27 protein-coding genes, 1 tRNA gene and 1 pseudogene are annotated in these 23903 nt (G+C 71.0%); 18 read left to right on the plus strand and 11 right to left on the minus strand.

Annotated elements, in window-relative coordinates:
* Positions 1-331 (minus strand): annotated as a pseudogene (locus Q8S40_RS08765) (hypothetical protein); the annotation flags it as partial.
* Between the two features lie 75 nt (positions 332-406).
* On the opposite strand from Q8S40_RS08765, the gene coaBC reads away from it, so the two are divergent.
* Together coaBC and dut are read left to right on the plus strand one after the other, a co-directional pair.
* Complete coding sequence (gene coaBC / locus Q8S40_RS08770) at positions 407-1591, plus strand: bifunctional phosphopantothenoylcysteine decarboxylase/phosphopantothenate--cysteine ligase CoaBC (RefSeq protein ID WP_305670075.1); 1185 nt, start codon at positions 407-409, stop codon at positions 1589-1591.
* Positions 1584-2039: a dUTP diphosphatase gene (gene dut, locus Q8S40_RS08775; protein WP_304813303.1), complete on the plus strand. Its 456-nt coding sequence runs from the start codon at positions 1584-1586 to the stop codon at positions 2037-2039. Before coaBC ends, dut begins: the two co-directional genes overlap by 8 nt.
* Before the next feature lie 8 nt (positions 2040-2047).
* Here the strand turns inward: dut and Q8S40_RS08780 are convergent, their stop codons facing one another.
* Complete coding sequence (locus Q8S40_RS08780) at positions 2048-2485, minus strand: DoxX family protein (RefSeq protein ID WP_305670076.1); 438 nt, start codon at positions 2483-2485, stop codon at positions 2048-2050.
* Between the two features lie 151 nt (positions 2486-2636).
* On the opposite strand from Q8S40_RS08780, the gene Q8S40_RS08785 reads away from it, so the two are divergent.
* The 3 genes from Q8S40_RS08785 (at position 2637) to Q8S40_RS08795 (ending at position 6184) form a co-directional block, all read left to right on the plus strand.
* Complete coding sequence (locus tag Q8S40_RS08785; RefSeq protein WP_305670077.1) at positions 2637-3569, plus strand: LysR family transcriptional regulator; 933 nt, start codon at positions 2637-2639, stop codon at positions 3567-3569.
* Between the two features lie 69 nt (positions 3570-3638).
* Positions 3639-5543: a transglycosylase domain-containing protein gene (locus tag Q8S40_RS08790; RefSeq protein WP_305670078.1), complete on the plus strand. Its 1905-nt coding sequence runs from the start codon at positions 3639-3641 to the stop codon at positions 5541-5543.
* Between the two features lie 14 nt (positions 5544-5557).
* Complete coding sequence (locus tag Q8S40_RS08795) at positions 5558-6184, plus strand: hypothetical protein (protein WP_304813297.1); 627 nt, start codon at positions 5558-5560, stop codon at positions 6182-6184.
* 24 nt (positions 6185-6208) lie between these two features.
* Here Q8S40_RS08795 and Q8S40_RS08800 read toward each other — a convergent pair whose 3' ends face one another.
* From Q8S40_RS08800 to Q8S40_RS08830, 7 genes are all read right to left on the minus strand, one after another.
* On the minus strand, positions 6209-6463 hold the full coding sequence (locus Q8S40_RS08800; protein WP_304813296.1) for a hypothetical protein: 255 nt from the start codon (positions 6461-6463) through the stop codon (positions 6209-6211).
* A 132-nt stretch (positions 6464-6595) separates the two neighbouring features.
* Positions 6596-7147 carry an NUDIX hydrolase gene (locus tag Q8S40_RS08805; RefSeq protein ID WP_305670079.1) on the minus strand — a complete coding sequence of 184 codons (552 nt, stop codon included), beginning with the start codon at positions 7145-7147 and terminating at the stop codon, positions 6596-6598.
* Entirely contained in the window at positions 7140-7754 is a 615-nt protein-coding gene (locus tag Q8S40_RS08810) for an FMN-binding negative transcriptional regulator (protein ID WP_305670080.1), read from the minus strand. The genes Q8S40_RS08805 and Q8S40_RS08810 overlap by 8 nt, the downstream gene beginning before the upstream one ends.
* Before the next feature lie 137 nt (positions 7755-7891).
* Positions 7892-8767: a DMT family transporter gene (locus Q8S40_RS08815; RefSeq protein ID WP_305670081.1), complete on the minus strand. Its 876-nt coding sequence runs from the start codon at positions 8765-8767 to the stop codon at positions 7892-7894.
* Positions 8768-8825: 58 nt separating this feature from the next.
* Positions 8826-9668, minus strand: a complete 843-nt coding sequence (gene folD / locus Q8S40_RS08820) for a bifunctional methylenetetrahydrofolate dehydrogenase/methenyltetrahydrofolate cyclohydrolase FolD (protein ID WP_305670082.1) — start codon at positions 9666-9668, stop codon at positions 8826-8828.
* Positions 9665-9964, minus strand: a complete 300-nt coding sequence (locus Q8S40_RS08825) for a DUF167 family protein (RefSeq protein WP_305670083.1) — start codon at positions 9962-9964, stop codon at positions 9665-9667. The genes folD and Q8S40_RS08825 overlap by 4 nt, the downstream gene beginning before the upstream one ends.
* A gap of 55 nt (positions 9965-10019) precedes the next feature.
* Positions 10020-10331 (minus strand): YggT family protein, encoded by a 312-nt coding sequence (locus Q8S40_RS08830; RefSeq protein ID WP_304813858.1) that lies wholly within the window; start codon positions 10329-10331, stop codon positions 10020-10022.
* A gap of 153 nt (positions 10332-10484) precedes the next feature.
* Between Q8S40_RS08830 and Q8S40_RS08835 the strand changes: the two genes are divergently transcribed.
* The 6 genes from Q8S40_RS08835 (at position 10485) to Q8S40_RS08860 (ending at position 14837) form a co-directional block, all read left to right on the plus strand.
* Positions 10485-10560 (plus strand) — tRNA-Ala (locus tag Q8S40_RS08835).
* 90 nt (positions 10561-10650) lie between these two features.
* Entirely contained in the window at positions 10651-11502 is an 852-nt protein-coding gene (locus Q8S40_RS08840; protein WP_305670084.1) for a phosphate/phosphite/phosphonate ABC transporter substrate-binding protein, read from the plus strand.
* A gap of 13 nt (positions 11503-11515) precedes the next feature.
* Entirely contained in the window at positions 11516-12259 is a 744-nt protein-coding gene (gene phnE, locus Q8S40_RS08845) for a phosphonate ABC transporter, permease protein PhnE (RefSeq protein ID WP_305670085.1), read from the plus strand.
* Between the two features lie 22 nt (positions 12260-12281).
* Entirely contained in the window at positions 12282-13109 is an 828-nt protein-coding gene (locus Q8S40_RS08850; RefSeq protein WP_305670086.1) for a metallophosphoesterase, read from the plus strand.
* Between the two features lie 43 nt (positions 13110-13152).
* Entirely contained in the window at positions 13153-13950 is a 798-nt protein-coding gene (locus Q8S40_RS08855; RefSeq protein ID WP_305670087.1) for a DUF72 domain-containing protein, read from the plus strand.
* A gap of 65 nt (positions 13951-14015) precedes the next feature.
* Entirely contained in the window at positions 14016-14837 is an 822-nt protein-coding gene (locus Q8S40_RS08860; protein WP_305670088.1) for a hypothetical protein, read from the plus strand.
* Here the strand turns inward: Q8S40_RS08860 and Q8S40_RS08865 are convergent.
* Together Q8S40_RS08865 and Q8S40_RS08870 are read right to left on the minus strand one after the other, a co-directional pair.
* The gene (locus Q8S40_RS08865; protein ID WP_305670089.1) at positions 14834-15547 is read right to left on the minus strand and encodes a TVP38/TMEM64 family protein; all 714 of its coding nucleotides are present in this window, start codon (positions 15545-15547) and stop codon (positions 14834-14836) included. The two genes, Q8S40_RS08860 and Q8S40_RS08865, sit on opposite strands and share 4 nt — an antisense overlap.
* 8 nt (positions 15548-15555) lie before the next feature.
* Complete coding sequence (locus Q8S40_RS08870; RefSeq protein WP_371136819.1) at positions 15556-17025, minus strand: NAD(P)/FAD-dependent oxidoreductase; 1470 nt, start codon at positions 17023-17025, stop codon at positions 15556-15558.
* Positions 17026-17139: 114 nt separating this feature from the next.
* Between Q8S40_RS08870 and Q8S40_RS08875 the strand changes: the two genes are divergently transcribed.
* Genes Q8S40_RS08875 through Q8S40_RS08905 form a run of 7 tightly spaced genes read left to right on the plus strand, consistent with a single transcriptional unit; the run spans position 17140 to position 23829 of the window.
* Positions 17140-18159, plus strand: a complete 1020-nt coding sequence (locus tag Q8S40_RS08875) for an ABC transporter substrate-binding protein (protein ID WP_304813847.1) — start codon at positions 17140-17142, stop codon at positions 18157-18159.
* Entirely contained in the window at positions 18159-18785 is a 627-nt protein-coding gene (locus Q8S40_RS08880) for a cysteine hydrolase family protein (RefSeq protein ID WP_305670090.1), read from the plus strand. Before Q8S40_RS08875 ends, Q8S40_RS08880 begins: the two co-directional genes overlap by 1 nt.
* Positions 18782-19567, plus strand: a complete 786-nt coding sequence (locus Q8S40_RS08885) for an ABC transporter ATP-binding protein (protein WP_305670091.1) — start codon at positions 18782-18784, stop codon at positions 19565-19567. The genes Q8S40_RS08880 and Q8S40_RS08885 overlap by 4 nt, the downstream gene beginning before the upstream one ends.
* Complete coding sequence (locus tag Q8S40_RS08890; protein ID WP_305670092.1) at positions 19567-20382, plus strand: ABC transporter permease; 816 nt, start codon at positions 19567-19569, stop codon at positions 20380-20382. The genes Q8S40_RS08885 and Q8S40_RS08890 overlap by 1 nt, the downstream gene beginning before the upstream one ends.
* A complete protein-coding gene (locus tag Q8S40_RS08895) occupies positions 20379-21527 on the plus strand; it encodes an acyl-CoA dehydrogenase family protein (RefSeq protein WP_305670093.1) in 1149 nt (382 codons plus the stop codon). Before Q8S40_RS08890 ends, Q8S40_RS08895 begins: the two co-directional genes overlap by 4 nt.
* A complete protein-coding gene (locus Q8S40_RS08900) occupies positions 21524-22393 on the plus strand; it encodes an amidohydrolase family protein (protein ID WP_305670094.1) in 870 nt (289 codons plus the stop codon). Before Q8S40_RS08895 ends, Q8S40_RS08900 begins: the two co-directional genes overlap by 4 nt.
* The gene (locus tag Q8S40_RS08905) at positions 22390-23829 is read left to right on the plus strand and encodes a class I adenylate-forming enzyme family protein (RefSeq protein ID WP_305670095.1); all 1440 of its coding nucleotides are present in this window, start codon (positions 22390-22392) and stop codon (positions 23827-23829) included. The genes Q8S40_RS08900 and Q8S40_RS08905 overlap by 4 nt, the downstream gene beginning before the upstream one ends.
* Positions 23830-23903 lie beyond the last annotated feature (74 nt).

Raw genomic sequence — 23903 nt, forward strand, 5'->3', positions numbered from 1 at the left:
TCTCCACCTTCACGGATTGGCCGGCGGCATTGGTGTAGCTGCGGCTGGCCTGGGTCATGCCGCCGAAGATGGTGGCGGCGGCCTGGCTCGCGGCTTCCTCCGCCGTCCAGCCCGTGGGCGGCTCCGGCAGCGCCTGCACCAGCCCATCCGCGGCACGCTGCTGGAGCAGTTGCGAGGCCTCGGCCAGCGCGGCGCGCGCGCCGGCGATGTCCCCGGCGGCATAGGTCCGGCCGGCCTCGGTGATCGCGTCCTTGATCTCATCGGCTCGCGCGGCCGCCAGCGGGTTCAGCAGCAGCGAGGCGAGGGCGGCGGCAAGCAGGGTTCGGCGCATGGGGTTCGGTCGCTCCGTGGTTGGGGGTCGCGCCGGGGGGTCGCCGGCCCGCCACGGCGAGTCTAGGCTGGGCGCATGGCCCAAATGCTTCTGATCGTTTCAGGCAGTGTCGCCGCCTATAAGGCGCTGGAGCTGGTGCGGCTGGCCCGCCGCGCCGGCCATGCGGTCACGCCCATCCTGACCGCCGGCGGCGCCCGCTTCGTGACGAAGGAGGCGCTGGCGGCGATCTCCGGCGCCCGGGTGCATGACGATCTCTGGGCGGCGGAGGCCGAGATCGGCCATATCCGCCTGGCGCGTGCGCCGGATCTGGTGGTGGTGGCGCCGGCCTCGGCGGATCTGCTGGCGAAGATGGCGGCCGGGCTGGCGGATGATCTGGCGTCCACCGTGCTGCTGGCGACGCGGGCGAAGATTCTGGTGGCGCCGGCGATGAACCCGGCGATGTGGGCGCATCCGGCGACCATCGCCAATATGCGGACGCTGGCCTCCCGCGGCGTGGCCGTGGTGGGGCCGGAGGATGGGCCGATGGCGGAGCCGGAAAGCGGCCCTGGCCGGCTGGCCGAACCGCCGGAGATCCTGGCGGCGATCGAGGCGCTTCTGGCCCATGGCCCGCTCGCCGGGCGGCATGTGGTGGTGACCAGCGGGCCGACGCAGGAAGCGATCGACCCGGTGCGCTACATCGCCAATCGCAGCAGCGGCAGGCAGGGGCATGCGATCGCCGCGGCACTCGCCGCGCTGGGCGCGCGCGTCACGCTGGTTTCCGGCCCGGTCGCGGTGCCGGACCCGGCCGGGGTGACGGTGGTACGGATCGAAAGCGCGCGGGACATGCTGGCGGCGGTCGAAGCCGCGCTGCCGGCGGATGCCGCAGTCTTCGCCGCCGCGGTGGCCGATTTCCGCCCGGCCGATGTCGGCGTGCAGAAAATCAAGAAGGTCCCCGGCGCGCCGCCGCCCGGCCTTTCGCTGACGCTGAACCCGGACATCCTGGCCACCATCGCGCAGCGCCAGGTGCAGCGGCCGCGGCTGGTGGTGGGCTTTGCCGCGGAGACGGAAAACGTGGTGCCGCACGCGCAGGCCAAGCGCCAGCGCAAGGGCTGCGACTGGATCGTGGCGAATGACGTCTCGGGCGATGTAATGGGCGGCGCGGAGAACACCGTGCATCTGGTGACGGATGCGGGTGTGGAGAATTGGCCGCGCCTGCCGAAGGATGAGGTCGCGCGGCGGTTGGCGGCGCGGATTGCGGAGAGTCTTGCCAAGAATGACTGAGATGATGGTCGAAATCCTGGTCACCCGCCTGCCCCATGCCGAGGGCCTGCCCCTGCCCGCCTATGCCACGCCCGGCGCCGCCGGGATGGATCTGCTGGCGGCCGTCACCGCGCCGCTGGTGATCGCGCCCGGCGCGCGCGTGCTGGTGCCGACGGGGCTGTGCATCGCGCTGCCGCCCGACCATGAATTGCAGGTACGGCCGCGCTCCGGCCTGGCACTGAAACACGGCATCACCCTGCCCAATTCGCCGGGCACGGTGGATGAAGACTATCGCGGCGAATTGCAGGTGATCGTGATGAACGCGGGCAGCGAGCCCTTCACCGTGGAGCGCGGCATGCGGATCGCGCAGGCGGTGGTGGCCCCGGTGGTGCGCGCCCGCTTCCGGGAGGTGGCGGTGCTGCCGGAGACGGCGCGCGGTGCCGGCGGATTCGGCTCCACCGGCACCTGAGCGAGGCGTCAGGCCCGCGCCGCCACGCTCTCACGCCCCAGCAGCCGGTTCACATCCACCGCATGCGCCCCGGCACCGAGGCCCGCCTGCACCAACAGCAGCACGGTCCAGAAGGCCGGGAATTCCCAGCCGCCGCCCGGCGCGCTGAACAGCCAGGGGTTGCCCAGATGCTGGATCGTGGCGCCGATCATGATCGGCAGCAGCAGCAGGCTCACCGGCCGCACCCAGATGCCAAGGATCAGCGCGATGCCGGCCAGCGTCTCCGCCACCGCCACCACGGCGCCCAGCACGGGCGGGTAACCGAGCGAGCCGAAGAATCCCATCGTGCCTGCGAAGCCGAAGGTCATGATCTTCAGCAGCAGGCCATGGGCCAGGAACAGGACGCCCATGCTCACGCGCAGCAGCAGCGCGGCATAGGGGGTGGTGGTGCGGGGGTCGAGGTTCATATCCGTGGCTCCGTCTGGAAGGGGCGCGGTTCGCGCCCGGTGTGGCGCGGTTATGGGCGCGCGGCACCGCTCGCTTCCAACACGGGGATGGAACAGCCATCATCACGACCACAAATGATGCGCAGCTGTTCGCATCCGGGATGCCCCGACCTTGGCCGACCTCCAGACCCTCGACCTCAATCTGCTGCGCGTCTTCGATGCGGTGGCGCGTGAGCGCCATGTGACGCATGCGGCGGAGAAGCTGAACCTGTCGCAGCCCGCCGTCTCCAACGCGCTCGCCCGGCTGCGCACCGCGCTGAATGACGAGCTGTTCCTGCGCCGCCCCGGCGGGGTGGAGCCCACCGCGCTCGCCCTGTCGCTCGCCGGCCCGGTGGCGGAGGTGCTGGACCGGCTGCGGACCACGCTGGCCGACCACGCGCCCTTCGACCCGGCGACCACGGACCGCGTCTTCACCGTGGCGCTGTCCGAATATGCCGAGAGCGTGCTGGTGCCGCCCCTGCTGGAACAGATGCACCAGGAAGCCCCGCGCGCCCTGCTCGCCGTGCGTCATGCCGACCGCACCAATGCGCTGGACCTGCTGACGCAGGGGGAGGCCGAGCTGGCCGTGGCGGTGCTGCCGGACCCGCCGGCGCTGTTCACCCGCGTCCGCCTGCTGCCGGAGAACTTTTTGACACTTGTCCGCGCGGGGCATCCCCTGGCGGAGGGGCCGCTGACGCTGGAACGCTTCACCGCCTTCCCGCATCTGCTGCACTCACCCAACGGGTCGCGCGACGGCGCGCTGGACGGGCCATTGCGGGAGGCGGGGTTTCCCCGCCGGCTCGGCGCCGTGGTCGCCCATCTCGGCGCGGTGCCGGAGATTCTGGCGCGGACGGATATGGTGATGTCGCTCTCGGCGCGCCTGGCGCAGCGCATGGCGGAAACCTACGGCCTGGCGCTGCGGCCCTGCCCGGTGGAGTTCAAGCACACCCGACTTTCGCTGATTTTCCATCGCCGCTTCGAGGCCGATCCCGGCCATGCCTGGCTGCGCCGCGCGCTGCTGTCGGTGGCGCGGGAGGTGGGGCCGGTGCCGGGCGTGGGTGCCTGAGACGAATCAAGGACTTCGCGTGCAGGATTTACGTTCCCCGGCAAGGGTTTTGCGCTAAGCCTGCCGCCGATGGCCCGCACCGCCCGCCCCCGCACCCGCTCCGCCGCCCCGCGCGCCAGGCCCGTCGCCCCGCTGGCCGCCCCCCTGACCACGCCGGCGCAGCGCCGGGCCGGGCGCCGGGCCTGGTTCTGGCTGCGGCTGCTGGTGCTGGTCTCGGTCTGGGGCAGCCTGGCCGTGGCCGCGGTGCTGCTGCTGCTGGTCTGGGACCTGCCGCGCACCGACCTGGCGCTGAGCCAGACACGCCGAGCCGGGGTGACGCTGGAGGCGGCGAATGGCGCCGTCATCGCCACATCGGGCGATGTGCATGGCGAGATCGTCCGCCTGCCGGCGCTGCCGGCGCATCTGCCCGCGGCGCTGCTGGCGATCGAGGACCGGCGCTTCCGCCAGCATTGGGGGCTGGACCCGATCGGCATCGCGCGCGCGGCCTGGGTCAACTGGTCATCAGGCCAGATCGCACAGGGCGGCTCCACCCTGACGCAGCAGTTGGCGAAAAACCTGTTCCTGACGCCGGAGCGCAGCTTCCGGCGCAAGGCGCAGGAAGCCGTCATGGCGCTCTGGCTGGAATGGCACTTCAGCAAGGACGAATTGCTGGAGATCTACCTGAACCGCGTCTATCTCGGCGCCGGCGCCTTTGGCGTGGATGCGGCCGCGCGGCTGTATTTCGGCATCCCCGCCACACGGCTGAACCTGTGGCAATCCGCCGTGCTGATGGGCCTGCCCAAGGCGCCATCCCGGCTCAACCCGCGCACCGCGCCGGAAGCCGCGGCGGGCCGGGCGGCGGAGGTGCTGGGGGCGATGGTGGAGACGGGCTTCATCACGCAGAGCCAGGCGACGCTCGCGGCGGAAAGCATCCGCATCACGCCGCGTCCCTCCCGCGATTCCGGCTGGTTCGCGGATTGGGTGCTGGATGACCTCGGCACGCGTTTCCCGGGCAATGCGGATCTGGTTCTGCGCACCTCGCTCGACCTGCGCATCCAGGCGGTGGTGGAGGCGCGGCTGGAGGCGCTGCTGGCCGGCCCCGGCGCGCGGGCCGGTGTCGGCCAGGGGGCGGTGGTGGTGATGCAGGCGGAAACCGGCCAGGTGCGCGCCATGGCGGGCGGGCGGGATTATCGCCGCAGCCAGTTCAACCGCGCGACGCAGGCCCGCCGGCAGCCCGGCTCCGCCTTCAAGCCCTTCGTCTTCCTCACCGCGCTGGAAGCCGGGATGGCGCCGGGGGACAGCGTGGCGGATGGGCCGGTCAATCTCGGCGGCTGGCGTCCGGGCAACGGGGCGTGGCGCAGCCAGGGCCAGATCACGCTGGAGGAAGCGCTGACCCATTCGGTGAACACCGCGGCGGTGCGGGTGCTGGCGCGCGGCGGCGGGGCGCGGGCGGCCAATGACACGGCGCAGCGCTTCGGCCTGCCCGGCCCCTTCCCGCGCGATGCCACGCTGGCGCTCGGCACCGGGGAGGTGACGCTGCTCGACCTGGTCGCGGCCTATGCGCCCTTCGCCAATGGCGGCTTGCTGCCGGAGGCGCGCGGCGTGGTCTCCGCGCGGGCCGATGGCCAGCCGGTGCCGGCCGGGCGGCCAACCCTGCTGCGGGTGACCACGCCCGACCATGCGGCGGCGATGCGGCGGATGCTGGAATCGGTGGTGACGCGCGGCAGCGGCCGCGCCGCGCAGCCGCCGGGCGGCCGCCAGGTGGCGGGCAAGACCGGCACGACGCAGGATTTCCGCGACGCCTGGTTCGTCGGCTTCACCGCCGCCCCGCCCGGCCATGGCGGCGGCACGCTGGTGGCGGGCATCTGGCTCGGCAATGATGATGCGACGCCGATGGCCGATGTGCGCGGCGGCACCCTGCCCGCGCGGCTGTTCCGCGACATCCTCGAATCCCTGGCCCAGCCCGCACCGGGCGCGGCCTCCCTGTCCCGATGAAGGAGAGTCCTGGCTTGGCGGATGACCTGAACACCTCCCCATCCGCGGATCCAGCGCAGGCTGGGCTTGAGCGCCTGGACCGTCTGCGCCGCGTGGCGCCCGCGCTGCAGCACGACATCAACAACGCCATGATGGTGCTGGCCGCGAATCTGGACCTTCTGGCCCGCAGCGCGGGGGAGCCCGGCAGCGCGGGACGACGCCAGCTCGACCGCGCCGTGCAGGCCAGCCGGCGGATGGATGAGGCGATGCGCGGCTTCCTCGACTATGCGCGGCGGGAGGTGGCGGAGCCGGTGGAGGTCTCGCCCGCCACCGTGCTGCAACAGGTGCTGCCGCTGCTGCGGGTGGCGCTCGGCGCGCGGCTGGGGGCGGAGCTGACGGCGCCGGAGCGGGTGGCGGCGGTGCGGCTGGATCGCGCGGCGCTGGAGATGGCGCTGCTGGCCGTGGCGCAGGATGCCGTCGGCCGCATCCCGCAAGGCAGCCGCCTGCTGGCGGAGGTGCGGGAGGTGGCGAGCGAGGTGGAGCTGGAACTCACCCTGCCGCAAGGCCCCGGCGCGGCACCGCTGGCGCTGCTGCGTGGCTGCTGCGCCCGGCTGGAGCTGCGGCCGGATGGCTGCGTGCTGGCCTGGCGGAAGGAGAGATAGGCTCGCGGCCAGGCGCCGTGACCTTCAGGCAGGGCAGCGCATCGTGACGCCGTAGGAGACGCCGCCGGGGGCGTTGACGCTGGTATTGCGGATCGTCCCGGTGATGGGCCGCAGGACGCTGGTCGCGGTCACGCAGAACAGGCTGCCCTCGGAGTTGGGCAGAACCCCGGCAATGGCCGAGTTCAGCGTGACGATCCGGGCCTGGGCGACGACGCCGCCGAGGATGAAGCCACCTGCGATGAAGCCGGCGGCAAAGATTGCGATGGGGGATGCGGACATGGTGGGGCCTCTCCTTCGATGCGAAACTATGCCGCCATCGAATCGGACCCGGCAATGCGACCAGTGCCTATCTTCCCGATAGGCGCCAGCGATCCCGGCGGCCCGAGCGGCCACGCGGAAGGGCCGCTGGTATCAGATCAGCCCCTTCAGGCGCAGCAGGCCGAAGCTGGCGACGGAGGTGGCATCCCGGATCTCGCCGGCCAGCAGCATGGCTTCCAGCTCAGCCAGCGTCACCGCGCGGGTGACCAGGTCCTGCTCCTCCACCTCCGGCCTCGCCGCCCCCTGGCTCAGGCCGCGCGCCAGGAAGATGTCGTAGCCCTGGCGCATGGTGCCCTGGGCCAGGTTCAGGAAGCCGCCATGCTGCCATTCGGCGGCGGTGAGGCCGGTTTCCTCCAGCAATTCGTGGCGCGCGGCCTCCAGCGGGTCCGTGCCCGGCGGGCCCCAGATGCCCTGGACGAATTCCCAGTGCCGCCGCCCCACCGGGTAGCGGAATTGCTGGACGAGCTGAACCGAGCCATCCGTATGCACCGGCACCACGGTGACGAAATCCGTCTTCTCCACCACGCCATAGATGCCGGTGGAGCCGTCGCGGCGCCGCACCTGATCCTCCCGCACCGTCATCCAGGCGTTGCGGTAGACCTCGCGGCTGGCCAGCGTCTCGATATCCGGGCTTGTGTCAGGCAATGCCGTTGGCCTCGCGCAATGCGGCAGCCGCCGCGTGTTCCCCGCGCGCATCGAGCGCGGCGGCGACGGCGGTTCGATCCGCCTGCGGCCGATTCTGGCTCTGCTTCCGCTTGCCCGTCCAGTGCCGCACCGTGAGGGTGACGCCGACCAGCGCCTTGAACATGCCGTCCATGTATTTCGGCGGCTGCGCGTCCATGTCGAAGCCGGGGGTGGGCTCATAGGCCGCGGCCATGGCGCGCATCTGCTCGGCGATCTCGGCCGGGTCCTCCACCAGCGTGGCGATCCCCTCGGCCTGCACCACGTCGTAGTTCCAGGTCGGCACGCTGGGGTGCTGGCCATACCAGGTGGGGGAGATATAGGCGTGCACGCCGCGAAACACCGCCACGGCCTCAGCCCCCGCCCCGGCAAAGGCCTGCCAATGCGGGTTGGCGCGGGCCAGGTGGCAGACCAGCCGGGCGGGTTCGTCGCCCTGCGGGCGGACCAGATGGAAGGGCAGATGGCTGACCATCAGCGGCGCGGCGCTGACCAGCATGCCGAAATCATGCCGTTCGACATGGCCGAAGATCCAGGCCGGGTCGTCCACCCGGAAGGCGGCTGGCGTGTACATGGGGATATCCTGTGGGCAAACGGGCGTGTCGGCCAGATGGCCGGGCGGAGCTCAGGAACCGATGGGTGCTCGTCGTCGCGCTTGCATGCCGGCATCATGCCCCGGCGAGGCCGCGGCGGCATTGCGTTTTCGCGGGATCAGCCCCGCGAGCGCGCATGCACCAGAAGGGCCAGCCCGCCCAGCGTCAGCACGCCGCCGATGATGTCGCTGAAATACAGCCGCTCGCTCAGCAGCGCCCAGCCGAAGACGGCGGCCAGTGGCGGGGCCAGCAATTGCAGGGCGGCGGCGGTGGAGGCCGGGACGCGGCGCATCATGGCGAAGTTCAGCGCGTAGGCGCCGATGCCCACCACCACCATGGACCAGCCCATCGCCGCCCAGGTCGGCCAGCTGGCGGAGGTAGGCGGCGCACCCTCCAGCATCAGCGCCAGCGCCAGGCACAGCAGCGCGGAGACGGTGGTCTGGCCGAAGCTGGCGAACCAGATATCGACGCGGCCCTTGGCCGGCGCATAGACCAGCAGCCCCACCGCCTGGCTGATCGCGGCGCCGAGGGCGAAGACGAAGCCGATGGCCTCCGCCATGGCCAGCCCATCGACCGCGCGCAGAAAGCCCAGCAGCGCCACGCCGGACCAGCCGATGGCGAGCCCGACCCAGGCGAGGCCCGGCAGCGGCCGGCGCAGGAACAGGCTTTCCCCGGCGGCCACCATCAGCGGCGTGGTGGCGCAGATCAGCGCGACAAGCCCGGTGGGAATGCGCGCCATGGCGAGCCAGGCGAAGGCGAGGTAGCCGCCCATGCCGCAGAGCCCCAGCACCGCGACCCGGCCGATATCGCCCGGCCGCGGCAGGCGGGAGCGCATGATCAGCAGGATCGCCAGCAGCATCGGCACGGTCAGCCCGAAACGGATGCCGAGCGCCCAGAGCGGCGGCCATTCCTTCACCACCACCCCCGCCACGGTGAAGGCGGAGGCCCAGATGGCGACGAATGCGCCGGCAATCAGCAGCCCGCTGCCCTGCATGAAACGGATGCCCTCGGTGGAGTGCCTCAGTAACGCGGGGCGCGGCGGTCTTGCACCCTCAGCCGCGGCGGGCCAGGGCCGCGTCCAGCGTGTTCTCCAGCAGGCAGGCGATTGTCATCGGGCCGACGCCGCCGGGCACCGGGGTGATGGCGCCGCAATGGGCAGCGGCCTCGGCGAAGGCCACATCGCCCACCAGGCGGCCATCGGGCAGCCGGTTGATGCCGACATCGATCACGGTGGCGCCTTCGGCCACCCAGTCGCCGCGCACCATTTCGGGCCGGCCGACCGCCGCCACCAGGATCTCGGCGCGGCGGCATTCGGCGGGCAGGTCGCGGGTGCGGGAATGGACGATGGTGACGGTGCAATCGGCCGCCAGCAGCAATTGCGCCATCGGCCGGCCGACGATGTTGCTGCGCCCCACCACCACCGCCCGCGCGCCGGGCAGCGCCACGCCGGCGGCCTTCAGCAGATGCATGACGCCCTTCGGCGTGCAGGGCGTGAGGCCCGGCTGGCCGCTGGCCAGCAGCCCGGCATTCAGCGGATGGAAGCCATCCACATCCTTTTCCGGCGCCACGGCCGCGACCACCCGATCCGCGCGGATCTGCGGCGGCAGCGGAAGCTGCACCAGGATGCCATCCACCGCCGGGTCGGCATTCAGCCGCGCGACCTGTTCCAGCAACTCGGCTTCGGTGGTGCTGGCCGGCAGGGCGATGGTGGCGCTGTCGAAGCCCACCTGCTGCGCCGCCTTGTCCTTGTTGCGGACATAGACGCCCGAGGCCGGATCCTCCCCCACCCGAACCACGCGCAGGCCGGGGCGAAAGCCCAGGCCGGCGACGCGGGCGGCGATGTCCTGGCGCAAAGCGGCGGCAACCGCCTTGCCGTCGATGATGGTGGCCGTCATGCGATGAGCTTTTCCAACAGGGGCGCCAGCGAAGCCGGGTCGCCGGTCACGCGCAGGGTTTTCTGGCGGCTGCCGGCGCCGTGCAAGACCTCGACCGCCGAATTGGCCAGGCCCAGGGCGCGGGCCACGGCCGTACACACCGCGCGGTTGGCGCGGCCATCCTCCGGCACCTCCGCCACCGCGACGCGCAGCGCGGCGCCATCGGGCGATAGCCCGCCGAGCGCCGGGCGCCGGGCGCGCGGATGCACCTTCACCGCCAGGTCCAGCCCATCCGGCCGCACCCGCCAGCAGGTCATGGCGCGGCCGGATGCACAGGCTGCTCCGCAGCCAGAAGTACAGGCCGCTCCGCAATCAGAAGTACAGGCCGCTCCGCAGCAGGTAGCCCTGAATGGCTGTGACGGCGATGGTGGCCGCGGTGATCAGCAGCAGCACCACCAGGGGCGAAAGGTCGATGCCGCCCATATTCGGCAGCAGCCCGCGCACCCGGCGCAGCGCCGGCTCCGTCAGCCGGTACAGGAAATCCGCGATGGTCCAGACGATGCGGTTGCGGCCATCCAGCACGTTGAAGGACAGCAGGGTCTGCATGATCGCGGCCAGCAGGACAGCCCACCAGAACAGGTCGAGACCCGCCCGGACCAGAAAGAAAACGGCATCGAGCAGCATCTGCGACCCCTGGGCGTTGCGCCCGAAACCTAATGGCGGCTTGCCCTTGGAACAAGGCTTTGCGGGCCAAGGACATCTTCTGCGCCCTGGCTTGACACCCGGCCCCGCCGCTTTCATAAGCCACGCCCTGCGGTGGACCCACGCTTGGCGTGTGGGGGTGTAGCTCAGTTGGTAGAGCGCGTCGTTCGCAATGACGAGGTCAGCGGTTCGATCCCGCTCACCTCCACCACCGTCCCTCACGCGCCTCAGTCACAAATACCGTAACCGGCCGGGCCAGCGCGGCGAAGCTGTGGCAATCCGCCACGGAGGACCCGCCCGCATGCCCATCCGCCTGCCCCGCCGCATTCTTTTGGCCTCCGCCGCCGCCACCCTGGCCGCCCCCGCGCTCGCCCAGGCCTCGCCGCTGCGCTTCGCGGTCGGGCCGTTCCAGCCCACGCCGGGTGATACGCGCCGCGCCTTCGCCCCCTTCTTCGCCCACCTCGCCGCCCAGCTCGGCCGGCGGCATGAGCTGTCGGTCACCAGCGACTGGGCCGGCATTGCGGTGGCGCTTGGCAGCGGCCAGGTGGATTGCGCCTGGATGGGGCCCTGGGGCTATGTGCTGGCCCGCGCGCGGGCGGGGGCGGAACCCATCGCCACGGTGCTATGGCGCGGCAGCCCGACCTACCACGCCATCATCCTGGCCCGGCCGGAACTGGCCATCACCCGCTTCCCGGAGGATGCGCGGGGCATGTCCATCTCCTTCGCCGATGCCGGGTCCACCAGCGGCTGGCTGGTGCCGCATCACTGGTTCCTGCAGCGCGGCATCGATCCGCGCAGCTATTTCCGCTACCGCGACGGCGCCAGCCATGCGGCGAATGTCATCGCGGTCGCCAATGGCCAGGTGGACCTCGCCACCGATTTCGACCGCAACCTGGCGGCGATGCTGGCCAGCGGAAGGGTGCGGGCGGAACAGGTGAAGGAAGTCTGGCGCAGCGAGCCGTTGCCGAATGATGCGCTGGCGGTGCGCCGCGACCTGCCCTCGGAAACCAGCCAGGCGCTGGCCGCCGCCGCTTTGGCCAGCACCGATTCCGTGCTGCCGCCCGACTATACCGGCTGGGTCGCCGCCACGCCCGAGACCTATGCGCCGATCGAGGAAGCCGGCCGCGCGCTCGGCCGTTTGCGCAACGCGTGAAGGCGCCGGGTTGTTGAAGGCTTTCGGCTGGGCCGCCTTCCTGGCCCTGCTCGCGGCCTCGGTCTGGGCGGTGCAGCCGGACCCGGCGCGGCTGGCGGCCGGGCTGCCGCGGCTAGCCGGATGGCTCGCCACCGGCTGGCCGCCGGATTTCTCCAACCCCGGCGACATCGCCCGGCGGGCGGCGGAGACGGTGGGCATCGCCACCCTGGGCACGGTGCTGGCCGCGATCCTGGCCGCGCCCTTCGCCCTGCTGGCGGCGCGGCCCGTCACCCGCGCCGCCCTGCTGCGCCAGCCGGCGCGGGGCGTGCTGGATGGGCTGCGCGGGGTGGATGGCTTCGTCTTCGCGCTGATCTTCGTCGCCGCCGTGGGCCTCGGCCCCTTCGCGGGCATGATCGGCGTGGCGCTGCATTCGGCCGGCTCGCTCGGCAAGCTGTGGTCGGAGGCCTTCGAGGCGGCGGATCCGCGCCCGGCGGAGGCGATCCTGGCCGTCGGCGGCACGAAGCTGCAGGTGGCCCGCTTCGCGCTGATCCCGCAGACCCTGCCGGAGACGGCGGGCGCGCTGTTCTATGTGTGGGAATTCAACATCCGGGCCTCGACCGTGCTCGGCCTGGTGGGTGCCGGCGGCATCGGGCAGGAGTTGAAGAACGCGGTGGACCTGCTCGACTTCAACCGGCTTTTCGCGATCCTGCTGGTGGTGGTCGGACTGACCCTGGCGGCGGACCGGATCAGCGCGGCCCTCAGGCGAAGCCTGGCTTGAGACGCGATTGGAGGCACCTGGCATGAAGATGACGCTGGACGGACCGCTGCTCGTCTTCGGCGGCCCCTATTCCAACCTGCAGGCCACCACCGCGCTGCTGGCGGAGGCGGCACGGCGCGGCATTCCGCCCGCGCGCATCCTGTGCACCGGCGACGTCGTCGCCTATGGCGCCGATGCGGCGGCCACCACGGCGCTGGTGATGGACAGCGGCATGGCCGTGCTGGCCGGCAATTGCGAGGAGCAACTGGCCGAGGCAGCCGAGGATTGCGGCTGCGGCTTCGAGGAAGGCACCGAATGCGACCTGCTCAGCCGAAGCTGGTACGCGCATGCCAACACCCAGGTCACCCCGGCGCAGCGCGACTGGATGCGCGACCTGCCGAAGCGCATCGAGCTGGCGGTGCCGGATGGACGGCGCCTGGCCGTGCGGCATGGCGGCGCCCAGGAAACCAGCCGCTTCCTGTTCGCCTCGGCGCCGGAGGATGTACTGGCGGCGGAAATCGCGGCGACCGGCTGCGACGGCGTGGTGGCCGGCCATAGCGGCATCCCCTTCGCGCGGCGCATCGGCGTCGGGCTGTGGCTGAACGCGGGCGCCATCGGCATGCCGGCGGATGACGGCACGCCACGCGTCTGGTTCGCGCTGCTGTCGCCGGAAAGCCGGGGCCTGCGCACCGAGATCCTGCCGCTGCACTACGACCACGAGGCGGCCGCCGCGGCGATGCGCGCGGCGCGGCTGCCGGAGGGCTATGCCGCCGCGCTGTCCAGCGGAACCTGGCCCTCCTGCGACGTGTTGCCACCGGCGGAGCGCGCGCGGCGCGGCCAGGCGCTGGCACCGATCTCGCTGATGTGGTGAGGCCGCGGCCCTGGTGCAGCCTGTTCGGCTGGGGAGGAACATCATGCCAGGAATTCGCGTCGGCATCGGCGGCTGGACCTTTGAACCCTGGCGCGACGATTTCTATCCGAAGGGCCTGCCGCAGAAGCAGGAGCTGCATTTCGCAAGCCGCCAGGTGACGGCCATCGAGATCAACGGCACCTATTACGGCGCCCAGAAACCCGAGAGCTTCGCACGCTGGCATGATGAGGCGCCGGAGGATTTCGTCTTCGCCCTGAAGGCCAGCCGCTTCACCACCAACCGCAAGGTGCTGGCCGAATCCGGCGCCTCCATCGCGCGCTTCCTGTCCGGCGGGCTGGTCGAGCTGAAGGCGAAGCTCGGCCCGATCAACTGGCAATTCCTGCCCACCAAGGCCTTCGAACCGGATGATTTCGAGGCCTTTCTCCGGCTGCTGCCGAAGACGCAGGATGGCGTGGCGCTGCGCCATGTGGTGGAGGTGCGGCATCCCAGCTTCGCGGTGCCGGAATTTCCCCAGTTGCTGCGCCGCTACGGCATCGGCGTGGTGCTGGCGGATAGCGAGAAGCACCCGGCGATCCATGATGTGACCGCGCCCTTCGTCTATGCCCGGCTTCAGTCGGCGTCGGAGGAGGAGGCGCTGGGCTATCCCGCGGCCGCGCTGGACCTCTGGGCCGATCGGGCGCGCATCTGGTCCGAGGGCGGCACGCCCGCGGATCTGCCCCTGCTGGCGCCGGCGCAGAAGAAGCCCGCGAAACCGCGCGAAGTCTTCGTCTTCATGATCAACGGCTACAAGCCGAAGGCGCCGCACGCCGCGATGGCGCTGCTCGAACGGTTACGACGGTGAAGGCAGCGCCGGTTGACGCTGCGTCGCGGCACCGCAACTCTGCCGTGCGATCGAGGGAGACGGCCATGCGACATGTCGGACTGACGGGTGCCGCCCTCGGCATGCTGCTGGCGCTCGGCGCCTGCGCCACGCCGCCCGCTGGCACCCCGCCGACCGTGGCGGCCGACCCGCAGGATAGTTGCGGGCCGCAGGTGGTGGTCTTCGTCAATGCCGGGGACCTGTTCGGCAGCCCGCCGCGCCGCAGCGGCCCACCCTCCGCCGCCGAGCTGGAGGCGGAGCTGGAGCGGGAGAATGCGGCGCTGGAACGCCTGCAGATCGCCTTCGATGCCCTGCTGTATTGCCGCTGGACAGAGGTGCGGGTGATCCGCGCCGAGACCCCGCCCGCCGCCCTGCCCGCCCGGTTGCAGGAAGCCCAGGGCCGGATGCAGCGGGACCTGGACCAGGCCGAGCGCACCCGCGCCGCCATCACCGCGCGCGCCGCCCGCATCGATCAATCGGTGGAGGCGGTGGCCCCCGGCACGCGCGCGGCACTTTCGGCGCGGCGGGCGGCGGATGCGGCACTGCCACGCGCCGTCGCCTCCGCCCCCGTGCCACTGCGGGTCCGTCCGGAAGCGGATGCGCCGATTGTCGGGCGCCTGATCGCGGGCGCGGAGGTCAGCCTGCGCCCGGCCGCAGGCGGCTTCGCCTATGCCGATGGCGGGCCGGCGCTGCGTGGCTACGCACCCGGCAACGCCTTCACCCTGCAACCCGCGGCCACCCCGGCCGCCGCCGGCGTGGGCCGCCTGCGCAGCCTGGCCGCCACCAACATCGCCCGGCGGGACGCCTTCGCGCAGAGCCTGGAACTGGCCGGGCGCCCCGGCGCGGGCGGTTTCGAGCCGGCGACCTAGCCCTTCGCGAAGCGCGCCTTCAGCGGAATGGCGGCGAGCGACAGCGCCGCCAGACCGATCAGCGCGCCCAGGATCTGCGGCGTCAGCACGCTGCTGACCTCGAAATTGCCGCCGGCCTCCAGCACCTCCCCAAGCCCGGCGCCGGCCAGGCTGAACACGGCGGTGGCGGGCAGGATGCCGAAGAAGGTGGTCAGGACGTAGGTGGGCAGCCGCACCCCGGCGAAGGCCGGCACCAGATTGACCAGGAAGAAGGGAAACAGCGGCACCAGCCGGAGCACCAGCAGGTAGGACGCGGCATTGCGGCGGATGCCCTCGGCCAGCTTCTGCGCCGTGGCGCCCAGCCGGTCCAGCGCATCCGGCCCGAAGATGCGGCGGGCCAGCAGGAACACCAGCGTGGCCCCGATGGTGGCCCCCACCACCGTCAGCGCCGTGCCCAGCACCGCGCCGAACAGGAAGCCGCCCGCCAGGGTCAGGAACACCGCGCCGGGCACGGACAGCGCCACCGCCGCGGCATAGGCCGCCACGAAGACCAGCCCCGCCACCAGCACATGGTCCGCCACCAGCGCCGCCAGTGTCACGCGGTGCCGCGCCAGGGTTTCCAGCGACAGATGCTCGGTCAGTCCCGTCAGCCGCAGTGCCAGGATCACGGCGATGACGGCGAGCACGATCCAAAGCCTGCGGTCGCGCATCCAGTTGGGCAGGGTCATCATGGCGATCCTCATGGCAGCAGGCGCTGGACCAGCCCGACGATGCGCCGGGTGCCCGCGCCGAACAGGCGGGGCGTGTAGAAGCCGCCCGCAGCGCGCTTCGAGATCTCGGACAGGGTGGGGTACGGCGCAAGGGAGGATGCGATGGCGCCGATGCCGAGCTTGCGCTGGATCGCCAAACCCCACAGCCCGATCATCTCCCCGGCCCTCGGCGCCAGGATGGTAGCGCCCAGGATACGGCCACGCGGGCCGAGCACCACCTTGATCAGCCCCTCCGTCGCCGCTTCCGCCTGGGCACGGTCGTTGCCGGACAGCGGCTGCGTCAGCAATGAGACCTGGTGCCCGGCCTCCCGCGCCGCGGCCTCGGTCAGGCCGACATGGGCGAGTTCCGGATCGGCATAGGTGACCCAGGGCAGCGCGGCGTAGTCCACCTTCACCGGCAGGCCGAACAGCGCGGCGCGGATCACCAGCCCGGCATGGTAGCCGGCGATATGGGTGAATTGCGGGCCGCCGGCGACATCGCCGATGGCAAAAACACGGCGGTTGCTGGTGCGCAGCCCCGCATCCACCGTGATGCCGCGCGGCGTGGCGGCGATGCCGGCCTGCTCCAGCCCGAGCCCTTCCGTATTCGGCCGGCGCCCGGCGGCGACCAGCAGGTGGCTGCCGCGGATCAGGCGCAGCGCGGCCGGCGCTTCCAGCTCCAGCTCCACGCCGTTGCCGGCGCGGCGGATGGCGGTGACGGCGGCGTTCTCCACCACCGCGATCCCCTCCCGCCGCAGTGCCTCGCGCAGGATCGCCACCGCTTCCGGCTCGTCCTTCGGCAGGATTGCGGCGCGCTCCACCAGGGTGACGGCGGCGCCGAGGCGGCGGAAGGCCTGCGCCATCTCCACCCCGATCGGCCCGCCACCGAGCACCACCAGATGCGCCGGGCGCTCCGTCAGCTCGAAGATCGTCTCATTGGTCAGGAAGGGCGTCTCCGCCAGGCCGGGCACCGGCGGCACGGCGGGGGCGGAGCCGGTGGCGAGGACGAAGCGGCGCGCACGGATGCGCTCACCCCCCGCCTCCACCTCCTCCGGCCCGGTGAAGCGGGCGGCGGATTGCAGCACGGTGACGCCGAGGCCGGTGAAGCGTTCCACCGAATCATGCGGCGCGATAGTGGCGATCACGCCGTGCACATGCGCCCACACAGCGGCGAAATCGATCTCAGGCTCATGCCCGTTCACGCCGAAGCGCGCCCCGTCGCGCACCACCGCCGCCGCATGCGCCGCCGCCAGCAAGGCCTTGGAGGGAACGCAGCCGGTGTTCAGGCAATCACCGCCCATCCGGTGCTTTTCGATCAGCACGACGGAGGCGCCCATCTGCGCCGCACCGGCCGCGACCGACAGGCCGCCGGAGCCGGCGCCGATGATGCAGAGATCGGCGTGCAGTGCGCCATCGCGCCGGGTCGGGCGGCGGCCCGGCAATGGGGCGTGGTGCATCATCGGTCAGCTCCGTTGTTCTGCCCACGCTTCGCCTGATGCGGCGGAATGGTTACGGGCATTGACGCGGCGCGCCGCTGGGGTTCCCCTGCGCGCTCCATGCGAAGGAGACAGACGATGTCCGCACACGCCACCACGCGCCGCGCCGCGCTTGCCCTGGGCGGCGCAGCGATGCTGTCCGTGACGATGCGCGATGCCCGTTCGCAATCACCACGCACGATGACCTTCGTCACGCCCTTTTCCTACATCCTGGCCTTCGCCGATGTGCTGAACGCCCAGGGCGGCGGCTTCTTCGCGCGGGAGGGGCTGGACGTTACCATCCAGCAGGGCCGCGGTTCCGCCATGGCGGTGCAGCAGATCGTCGGCGGCGGCGCGCTGCTGTCGCGCACCGGGGTGGGCGACCATATCCGCGCTTCCTCCCGCCCCGGCGGTGATGACCTGGTCGCGGTCGGCACCATCAGCCAGGGCTCGCCCTTCTACGTCATCAGTGCGCCGGACAAGCCGGTGCGGACACCCGCGGATATGGCGGGCAAGACCATCGGCGTGCTTTCGGTCGGCGGTGCGACGGAGATCGTGCTGGACGTGATGCTGCAGGCCACCGGCGTGGAACGCGCGCGGGTGGCGCGGCAGGTGGCGCCGAATTCGCCGGCGGGGCTGCAGTTGATCGCCCAGGGGCGGATCGATGCCTATATCGTCTCGGCCGGCGTGCCGGTGGCGTTGCAGGCGGCGAATACGCCGCATGTGAGCTGGAACACGGATGATGTCGCACCCATCCCCGGCCAGTGCTACATCGCGCGCCGTTCCACCCTGGCGGCCAACGGCGACATCATCACGCGCTTCCTGCGCGCGGTGAAGCTCTCGCTGGATGCGATGCTGGCCGATACCGACCTGTCGCAGACCCTGGCCAATCTGCGCGGCTTCGAGATTGCCGAGATGCGCAACGCCACCACCGCGCCGCTGGTCCTGCGCAACGAGATGCAGTTCTGGCTGACCGCGGGGCGGGAGAACATGCTGCGGAACGTGCCGGAACGCTGGCAGCGCGGCTATGACCTGATGGCCGCGGCCGGCTTCGCGCCGGCGGGCGTGAAGGCGGAGACACTCTACACCAACGAATTCGTCGAGCGTGCCCTGGCCTGATGCGATTCCATCGCGCGGAAGCCGCGCTGCTGCTGGTGGACTACCAGCGGGGATTCCTGCACCCGGAGGGCTTCGTCGCAGCCCAGGGCCGCGACGTCTCGACCTGCGCCGCCGCCGCGCGGCAGGGCTATGCGCTGGCCCGTGCCGCGCGCGCCGTGGGCATGAAGGTGATCTGGACGCGGCATGTGCTGCGGGCGGATCATGCCGATGGCGGGCTGCTGACGACGGAGCTGCGGCCGCGCCTCGGGCAGATCGGCGCGCTGGCCGCGGGCAGCGCCGATGTAGAAATCCCGGCGGAAGCCGGGGTGCACCCGGCCGATGTGGTGCTGGACAAGCCGCGCTATTCCGCCTTCTTCGGCACCGCGCTGGATGTGGTGCTGGCGAGTGCCGGCATCCGCGCGCTGATGGTGGGCGGGGTCACCACATCGATGTGCGTGGAAAGCAGCGTGCGCGACGCGGCGCAGCGGGACATCCGCACCTTCGTGGTGCGCGATGCCGTGGCGGATTTCGATACGGCGCGCCATGCGGCATCGCTTGACGCCATGGAATTCGGCTTCGCGCGGATCATCGGTGCCAACCAGGCGCTGGATGCGATGGCGGCGGGACAGGCGGATTTCACGCCATGACGCAGCCCGCCATCACCTTCGACGCGGTCGAGAAATGGTACGGCACGCGGGATGAGCCGGTGCATGCCCTGGCGGCCACCGACCTTGCCGTGGCGGAGGCCGAGTTCCTGGTGCTGCTCGGCCCTTCCGGCTGCGGCAAGACCACGCTGCTGCGGATGATCGGCGGGCTGATCGCGCCGACCTCCGGCGAGATTGCCATCGAGGGTCGCAGCCTGTGGCGGGGCGGCCAGCGCCAGGCGGCCGCGCTGTCCGACCTCGGCATGGTGTTCCAGGACGCCAATCTGTTTCCCTGGCTGTCCATCGAGCAGAACATCGCCCTGCCGCTGGAGCTGAAGGGCGTGCCCAAGGCGCAGCGCGCGGCGCGGGCGCAGGAGCTCGCGCGGTTGGTCGGCATCCAGGGCTTCGAGAAGCGCTGGCCGCGTGAACTCTCGGGCGGCATGCGCCAGCGCGCCGCGATCGCCCGCGCCCTGTCCTACGACCCGCGCATCCTGCTGATGGACGAGCCCTTCGGCGCGCTGGACGCCATGACGCGGGAGGCGATGAACCTGGAGCTGCAACGCATCTGGCTTGCGACCCGCAAGACCATCGTGCTGGTGACGCATTCGATCGCGGAGGCGGTGTTCCTCGGCGACCGCATCGTCCTGCTGTCGCCGCGCCCGGGTCGCATCGACATGGTGGTGGACGTGCCCTTCGCCCGGCCGCGCGCGCCGGACCTGCAATCCACCGTGGAGTTCCAGGATATCGTGCGGAAGCTGCGGCATCGCCTGGCGGAGATCAGCTGATGGCCGAGGCCGCGCCCGCCCAGTTCCGAAAGCGCCTGGTGACGATGCAGGGCGCGCTGCCCTGGATCACCACGCCCATCCTGCTGGCCACGCTCGTGCTGATCTGGGACAGCTATGTGCGCCTCTCCGGCATCTCCCCGCTCATCCTGCCGCGGCCGGGCGCGGTGTGGTCCGCCTGGCTGGAAATGCTGCGCGATCCGCGTGCCTGGCACCATACGTGGATGACCGTCTATGCGACGCTGACGGGCTTCACCTATGCCACCGTGATCGGCGTGGTGCTCGGCGTGCTGATCGCGCGCATCCGCTGGCTGGAGCAGACGCTGAACCCCTTCATCGTGGCAACGCAGGTGATCCCTAAGGTCGCGCTGGTGCCGCTGTTCGTGCTGTGGTTCGGCTTCGGCATCACCTCCAAGGTCATTGTCGCCGCGGTGCTCGCCTTCTTCCCGATCCTGACCAATACGGCGATGGGGGTGAAATCCATCGATGAGGGGCACCGCGATGTGATGGTGTCGCTGAATGCGACGCGGTGGCAGGTGTTCCGGCGGCTGGAACTGCCCTCCGCCTTGCCCTTCATCATCACCGGGCTTGAGATCGGCATCGTGCTGGCCATCATCGGCGCCATCGTCGGCGAGTATCTCGGCGGCAATGCGGGGCTGGGGCATCTGCTGATCGCGCGGCTGAATGCCTTCGAGACGGATCAGATGTTCGCGGTGCTGATCCACATGTCGATGCTCGGCTTCCTGTTCTACTTCACCATCGGCGCGCTGCGGCGGATGCTGGTGCCGTGGCATGCCTCCGCGCGGATCAGGGTATGACTTCGGAGCAGGCGCAGATCCTGGCGAGCGTTCAGGCGCTGCTGGCCCGCCGCCTGCCGACCGCGGAAATCCGCAGGCGGGACGCCGCACATATCCCGCCCTATGACCTGCTGCCGGAGATGGGCCAGGCCGGTTTGTTCGCGCTGGCGGTGCCGGTGGCGGAAGGCGGGCTCGGCGGGGATTGGGCGACGGTGGCGCTGGTGCAGGATGCGCTGGGGCAGCACGCCTATATGGCCGCCTCGATCTTCAACCGTGTCGTCGGCTTCGGCCTCGCCACCATCCGCGCCCATGGCAGCGCGGCGCAGCGGGCGGAGATGCTGCCGCTGCTGATGGCGGGCCGCGCCTTCTGCGCGCTGGCGCTAACCGAACCGCAGGCCGGCAGCGATGCCGCCGCCATCCGCACCCGCGCCACGCGGCATGCAGGCGGCTGGCGCATCAATGGCCGCAAGACCTGGATCAGCGATGCGGAGGGCGCGCGCTGGCTGATCCTGCCGGCGCGCACAGGGCCGGACGCCGAGGGGCCGCGCGGCATTTCGCTGTTCCTGGTGCCGACGGCCACGCCCGGCATCGCCATGACGCGGCTGCCCAAGGTCGGCAACAACTGCATGCCCTCCTTCGACATCGGCCTGGACGATGTGGAGCTGCCGGCGGATGCGCTGCTGGGCGAGGAAGGCCGCGGCTTGGCGCAGATGATGTCCACTCTGCATTTCTCCCGCGCCTCGATGGCCGCGACGGTGACCGGTGCGGCCGAGGCGGCGCTGCGGATCGCGCTGGCCCATGCGCAGGAAAGGGAACAGTTCGGCCAGCCGATCGGCCGTTTCCAGGCCATCGCGCACCGGCTGGTGGATATGCGGATGCGCGTCGATCAATCCCGCCTGATGGTGCGGCATCTGGCGCAGCTTATCGACCAGGGCGCGCCGTGCCGGCGGGAAGCAGCGCAGGCCAAGATCATCGCGACGGAGACGCTGCGCGACGTGGCGGATGCCGGCATGCAGATCATGGCCAGCGCCGGCTATTCGGCCGAAAGCGACATGCAGCGGCTGTGGCGGGATTCGCGCCTCTACACCTTCGGCGAGGGCGCCAATGAAGTGCTGCGCGATTCCATCGCGCGGGAGATGGGTCTGACGGCAAGGGGAACAGCGTGACGGGCATCCGGGCGATCGATGCGGTGGTGAACATCTGGACGCCGGAGGCGCTGGCCGGCAGGCCGGATCGCACCGGCTTCTACACCAGCAAGATGCGCGTGAAGCGCGAAATCTTCGAAGGCATGAGCCTGAAGGATATGATCGCGCGCATGGATGCCGCGGGCATCGAGAAGGCCTTTCTCATCGCCGCCAAGGTCGGCCGCCTCGGCCATCCCGCCTGCTATCACGTGGACTACCGCCTGGTGGCGGATGCGGTGCAGGCGCATCCGGACCGCTTCTATGGCCTCGCGGGCCTCGACCCCACCGAGGGCATGCGCGGTGTGCGCGAACTTTCTCGAGCTGTAACCGAATACGGCTTCATCGGCGCGCATTTCTACCCGCATTGGTTCGAGCTGCCGCCGGATCATGCGAAATGGTACCCCTTCTACGCGAAATGCGCGGAGCTGGACGTGCCGGTACAGCTGCAGGTCGGGCAATCCATGGTCTATGACCCGAGCTACCCGCTTCGCTCCGTCGGCCGCCCGATCACGCTGGATGCGGTGGCGTGTGATTTCCCGGAGCTGAAGATCATCGGCATCCATGTCGGCATCCCCTGGACCGAGGAGATGATCGCGATGGCCTGGAAACACGCCAATGTCTTCATCGGATCGGATGCGCACAGCCCGCGCTACTGGCCCGACAGCTTCAAGCACTACATCCGCAGCTACGGACAGGACAAGGTGATCTTCGGCACGGATTTCCCGGTGCTGGATTTCGGCCGCACCATGGCGGAAATCGCGGAGCTGAATCTGCCCGAGGCGGTGCTGGCAAAATTCCTGCGCACGAATGTGCAGCGCATCTACAAGCTGGACGGCGCCGGCGCATGAACCTGGCCGATGCGCTGGACATCCACGCCAAGGCGCGCCCCGGCCACATCGCGCTGATCGATGGCGATCTGGTGCTGACCCATGCGGATTTTGCCGCCCGGGTGCGGCGCATGGCCGCCTGGCTGCTGGGCCTCGGCCTGCCGGCGGATCAGCCCATCGGCATCTGCCTGCGCGACTCGGCGCAGCATGTGGTGGCGCTGTATGCGGTGGCGCGTGCCGGCCTGCCGATCCTGCCGATGGATGTGCGCTGGACGGCGGAGGAACAGCGCAACGTCGCCACCCATTTCGGCGCCGCGCTGGTGCTGCTGGAACCCGATGCGGCGCCTCTGCCCGGCCTGCGCTGCGACACGCCCGGCGATGCCAGCGCGGAGGGCATGGCCTTCGGCCATGACGCGGAGGCGCCCTTCGTGCTGTCGCTGTCGTCGGGCACCACCGGCCGGCCGAAGGGCCCGCTGATCGCGCACCGGCATTTCCTGGCGCGCTTCCGCACGCATTGGATCAATCTCGGCCTGAACGGGCGCGACCGCTTCATCTGCGCCACGCCGCTGTATTTCGGCGGCGGCCGCACCTTCGCCATGTCCGTGCTGTTCTCCGGCGGCACGCTGATCCTGAAGCCACCGCCCTGCGCGCCGGAGGATCTGCTGGACTGCGTGGCACGGCACGACGCCACCAGCCTGTTCCTGGTGCCGACGCAGTTCCGCCGCCTGCTGGCGCTGGAGGACACTGGGCTGGCGCCGCTGCGCAAGCTGAACCTGCTGTTCTCCTCCGGCGCCCCGCTCTCTCCCGCGGAACGCCTCGCGATCCGCGACAGGCTCTGCCCGAATTTCTTCGAATACTACGCGAGCACCGAAGGCGGCGGCGTGTCGCTGCTGACCCCCGCCGACCTCGCCACGCATGGCGAGACGGTGGGCCGCCCGGTCTTCGGCGTCGAGGTGGAGGTGGTCGATGACGGCGACCAGCCTTTGCCGGCCGGTGAGACCGGCCTGCTGCGCTACCGCGGCCCCGCCTGCGCCACCGGCTACCACCGCGACCCGGAAGCCTCCGCCGAGGCGTTCCGCGAGGGCTGGTTCTACCCTGGCGACCTCGCCTCCCTGGATGCGGAGGGTTTCGTCACGCTGCGCGGCCGGCGCAAGGACATGATCATCCGCGCCGGCATCAACATCCACCCGGCCGATATCGAGGCCACGCTGGGGGCGCATCCGGCGGTGGCGGAATGCGCCGTGCTGGGCTGGCCCTCGGCGGAGTTCGGCGAGGAGATCGCGGCCTTCGTGACGCTGGCCGCGCCTTGCGACCCCGCCACGCTGCTGGATTTCGCACGCGGCCGCCTGCCAAGGCCGAAATGGCCGCGCCAGGTCTTCGTGGTGGCGGATCTGCCGCGCAACAGCGCCGGCAAGGTTCTCAAGCGGGAATTGGCGCTGCTGCTGCCAGCGCCCTGACACCCTGCGGCCGGTTGCATTCGATATTTACATTTCGACAACCTAAGGTTGAGCACTTCGGCCCAATTGCGCTA

The organism is Falsiroseomonas sp., from assembly GCF_030695085.1.
Classification (GTDB): Bacteria; Pseudomonadota; Alphaproteobacteria; order Acetobacterales; family Acetobacteraceae; genus Falsiroseomonas.

What these genes read in the sequence shown, in the direction of transcription:
- coaBC (WP_305670075.1), top strand. Translation starts at nt 407, where the DNA reads ATGGCCCAAATGCTTCTGATCGTTTCAGGCAGTGTCGCCGCCTATAAG.
- dut (WP_304813303.1), top strand. Translation starts at nt 1,584, where the DNA reads ATGACTGAGATGATGGTCGAAATCCTGGTCACCCGCCTGCCCCATGCC.
- Q8S40_RS08780 (WP_305670076.1), bottom strand. Translation starts at nt 2,485, where the DNA reads ATGAACCTCGACCCCCGCACCACCACCCCCTATGCCGCGCTGCTGCTG.
- Q8S40_RS08790 (WP_305670078.1), top strand. Translation starts at nt 3,639, where the DNA reads ATGGCCCGCACCGCCCGCCCCCGCACCCGCTCCGCCGCCCCGCGCGCC.
- Q8S40_RS08800 (WP_304813296.1), bottom strand. Translation starts at nt 6,463, where the DNA reads ATGTCCGCATCCCCCATCGCAATCTTTGCCGCCGGCTTCATCGCAGGT.
- Q8S40_RS08810 (WP_305670080.1), bottom strand. Translation starts at nt 7,754, where the DNA reads ATGTACACGCCAGCCGCCTTCCGGGTGGACGACCCGGCCTGGATCTTC.
- Q8S40_RS08815 (WP_305670081.1), bottom strand. Translation starts at nt 8,767, where the DNA reads ATGCAGGGCAGCGGGCTGCTGATTGCCGGCGCATTCGTCGCCATCTGG.
- folD (WP_305670082.1), bottom strand. Translation starts at nt 9,668, where the DNA reads ATGACGGCCACCATCATCGACGGCAAGGCGGTTGCCGCCGCTTTGCGC.
- Q8S40_RS08825 (WP_305670083.1), bottom strand. Translation starts at nt 9,964, where the DNA reads ATGACCTGCTGGCGGGTGCGGCCGGATGGGCTGGACCTGGCGGTGAAG.
- Q8S40_RS08830 (WP_304813858.1), bottom strand. Translation starts at nt 10,331, where the DNA reads ATGCTGCTCGATGCCGTTTTCTTTCTGGTCCGGGCGGGTCTCGACCTG.
- Q8S40_RS08840 (WP_305670084.1), top strand. Translation starts at nt 10,651, where the DNA reads ATGCCCATCCGCCTGCCCCGCCGCATTCTTTTGGCCTCCGCCGCCGCC.
- Q8S40_RS08850 (WP_305670086.1), top strand. Translation starts at nt 12,282, where the DNA reads ATGAAGATGACGCTGGACGGACCGCTGCTCGTCTTCGGCGGCCCCTAT.
- Q8S40_RS08855 (WP_305670087.1), top strand. Translation starts at nt 13,153, where the DNA reads ATGCCAGGAATTCGCGTCGGCATCGGCGGCTGGACCTTTGAACCCTGG.
- Q8S40_RS08860 (WP_305670088.1), top strand. Translation starts at nt 14,016, where the DNA reads ATGCGACATGTCGGACTGACGGGTGCCGCCCTCGGCATGCTGCTGGCG.
- Q8S40_RS08865 (WP_305670089.1), bottom strand. Translation starts at nt 15,547, where the DNA reads ATGATGACCCTGCCCAACTGGATGCGCGACCGCAGGCTTTGGATCGTG.
- Q8S40_RS08870 (WP_371136819.1), bottom strand. Translation starts at nt 17,025, where the DNA reads ATGATGCACCACGCCCCATTGCCGGGCCGCCGCCCGACCCGGCGCGAT.
- Q8S40_RS08875 (WP_304813847.1), top strand. Translation starts at nt 17,140, where the DNA reads ATGTCCGCACACGCCACCACGCGCCGCGCCGCGCTTGCCCTGGGCGGC.
- Q8S40_RS08880 (WP_305670090.1), top strand. Translation starts at nt 18,159, where the DNA reads ATGCGATTCCATCGCGCGGAAGCCGCGCTGCTGCTGGTGGACTACCAG.
- Q8S40_RS08885 (WP_305670091.1), top strand. Translation starts at nt 18,782, where the DNA reads ATGACGCAGCCCGCCATCACCTTCGACGCGGTCGAGAAATGGTACGGC.
- Q8S40_RS08890 (WP_305670092.1), top strand. Translation starts at nt 19,567, where the DNA reads ATGGCCGAGGCCGCGCCCGCCCAGTTCCGAAAGCGCCTGGTGACGATG.
- Q8S40_RS08895 (WP_305670093.1), top strand. Translation starts at nt 20,379, where the DNA reads ATGACTTCGGAGCAGGCGCAGATCCTGGCGAGCGTTCAGGCGCTGCTG.
- Q8S40_RS08905 (WP_305670095.1), top strand. Translation starts at nt 22,390, where the DNA reads ATGAACCTGGCCGATGCGCTGGACATCCACGCCAAGGCGCGCCCCGGC.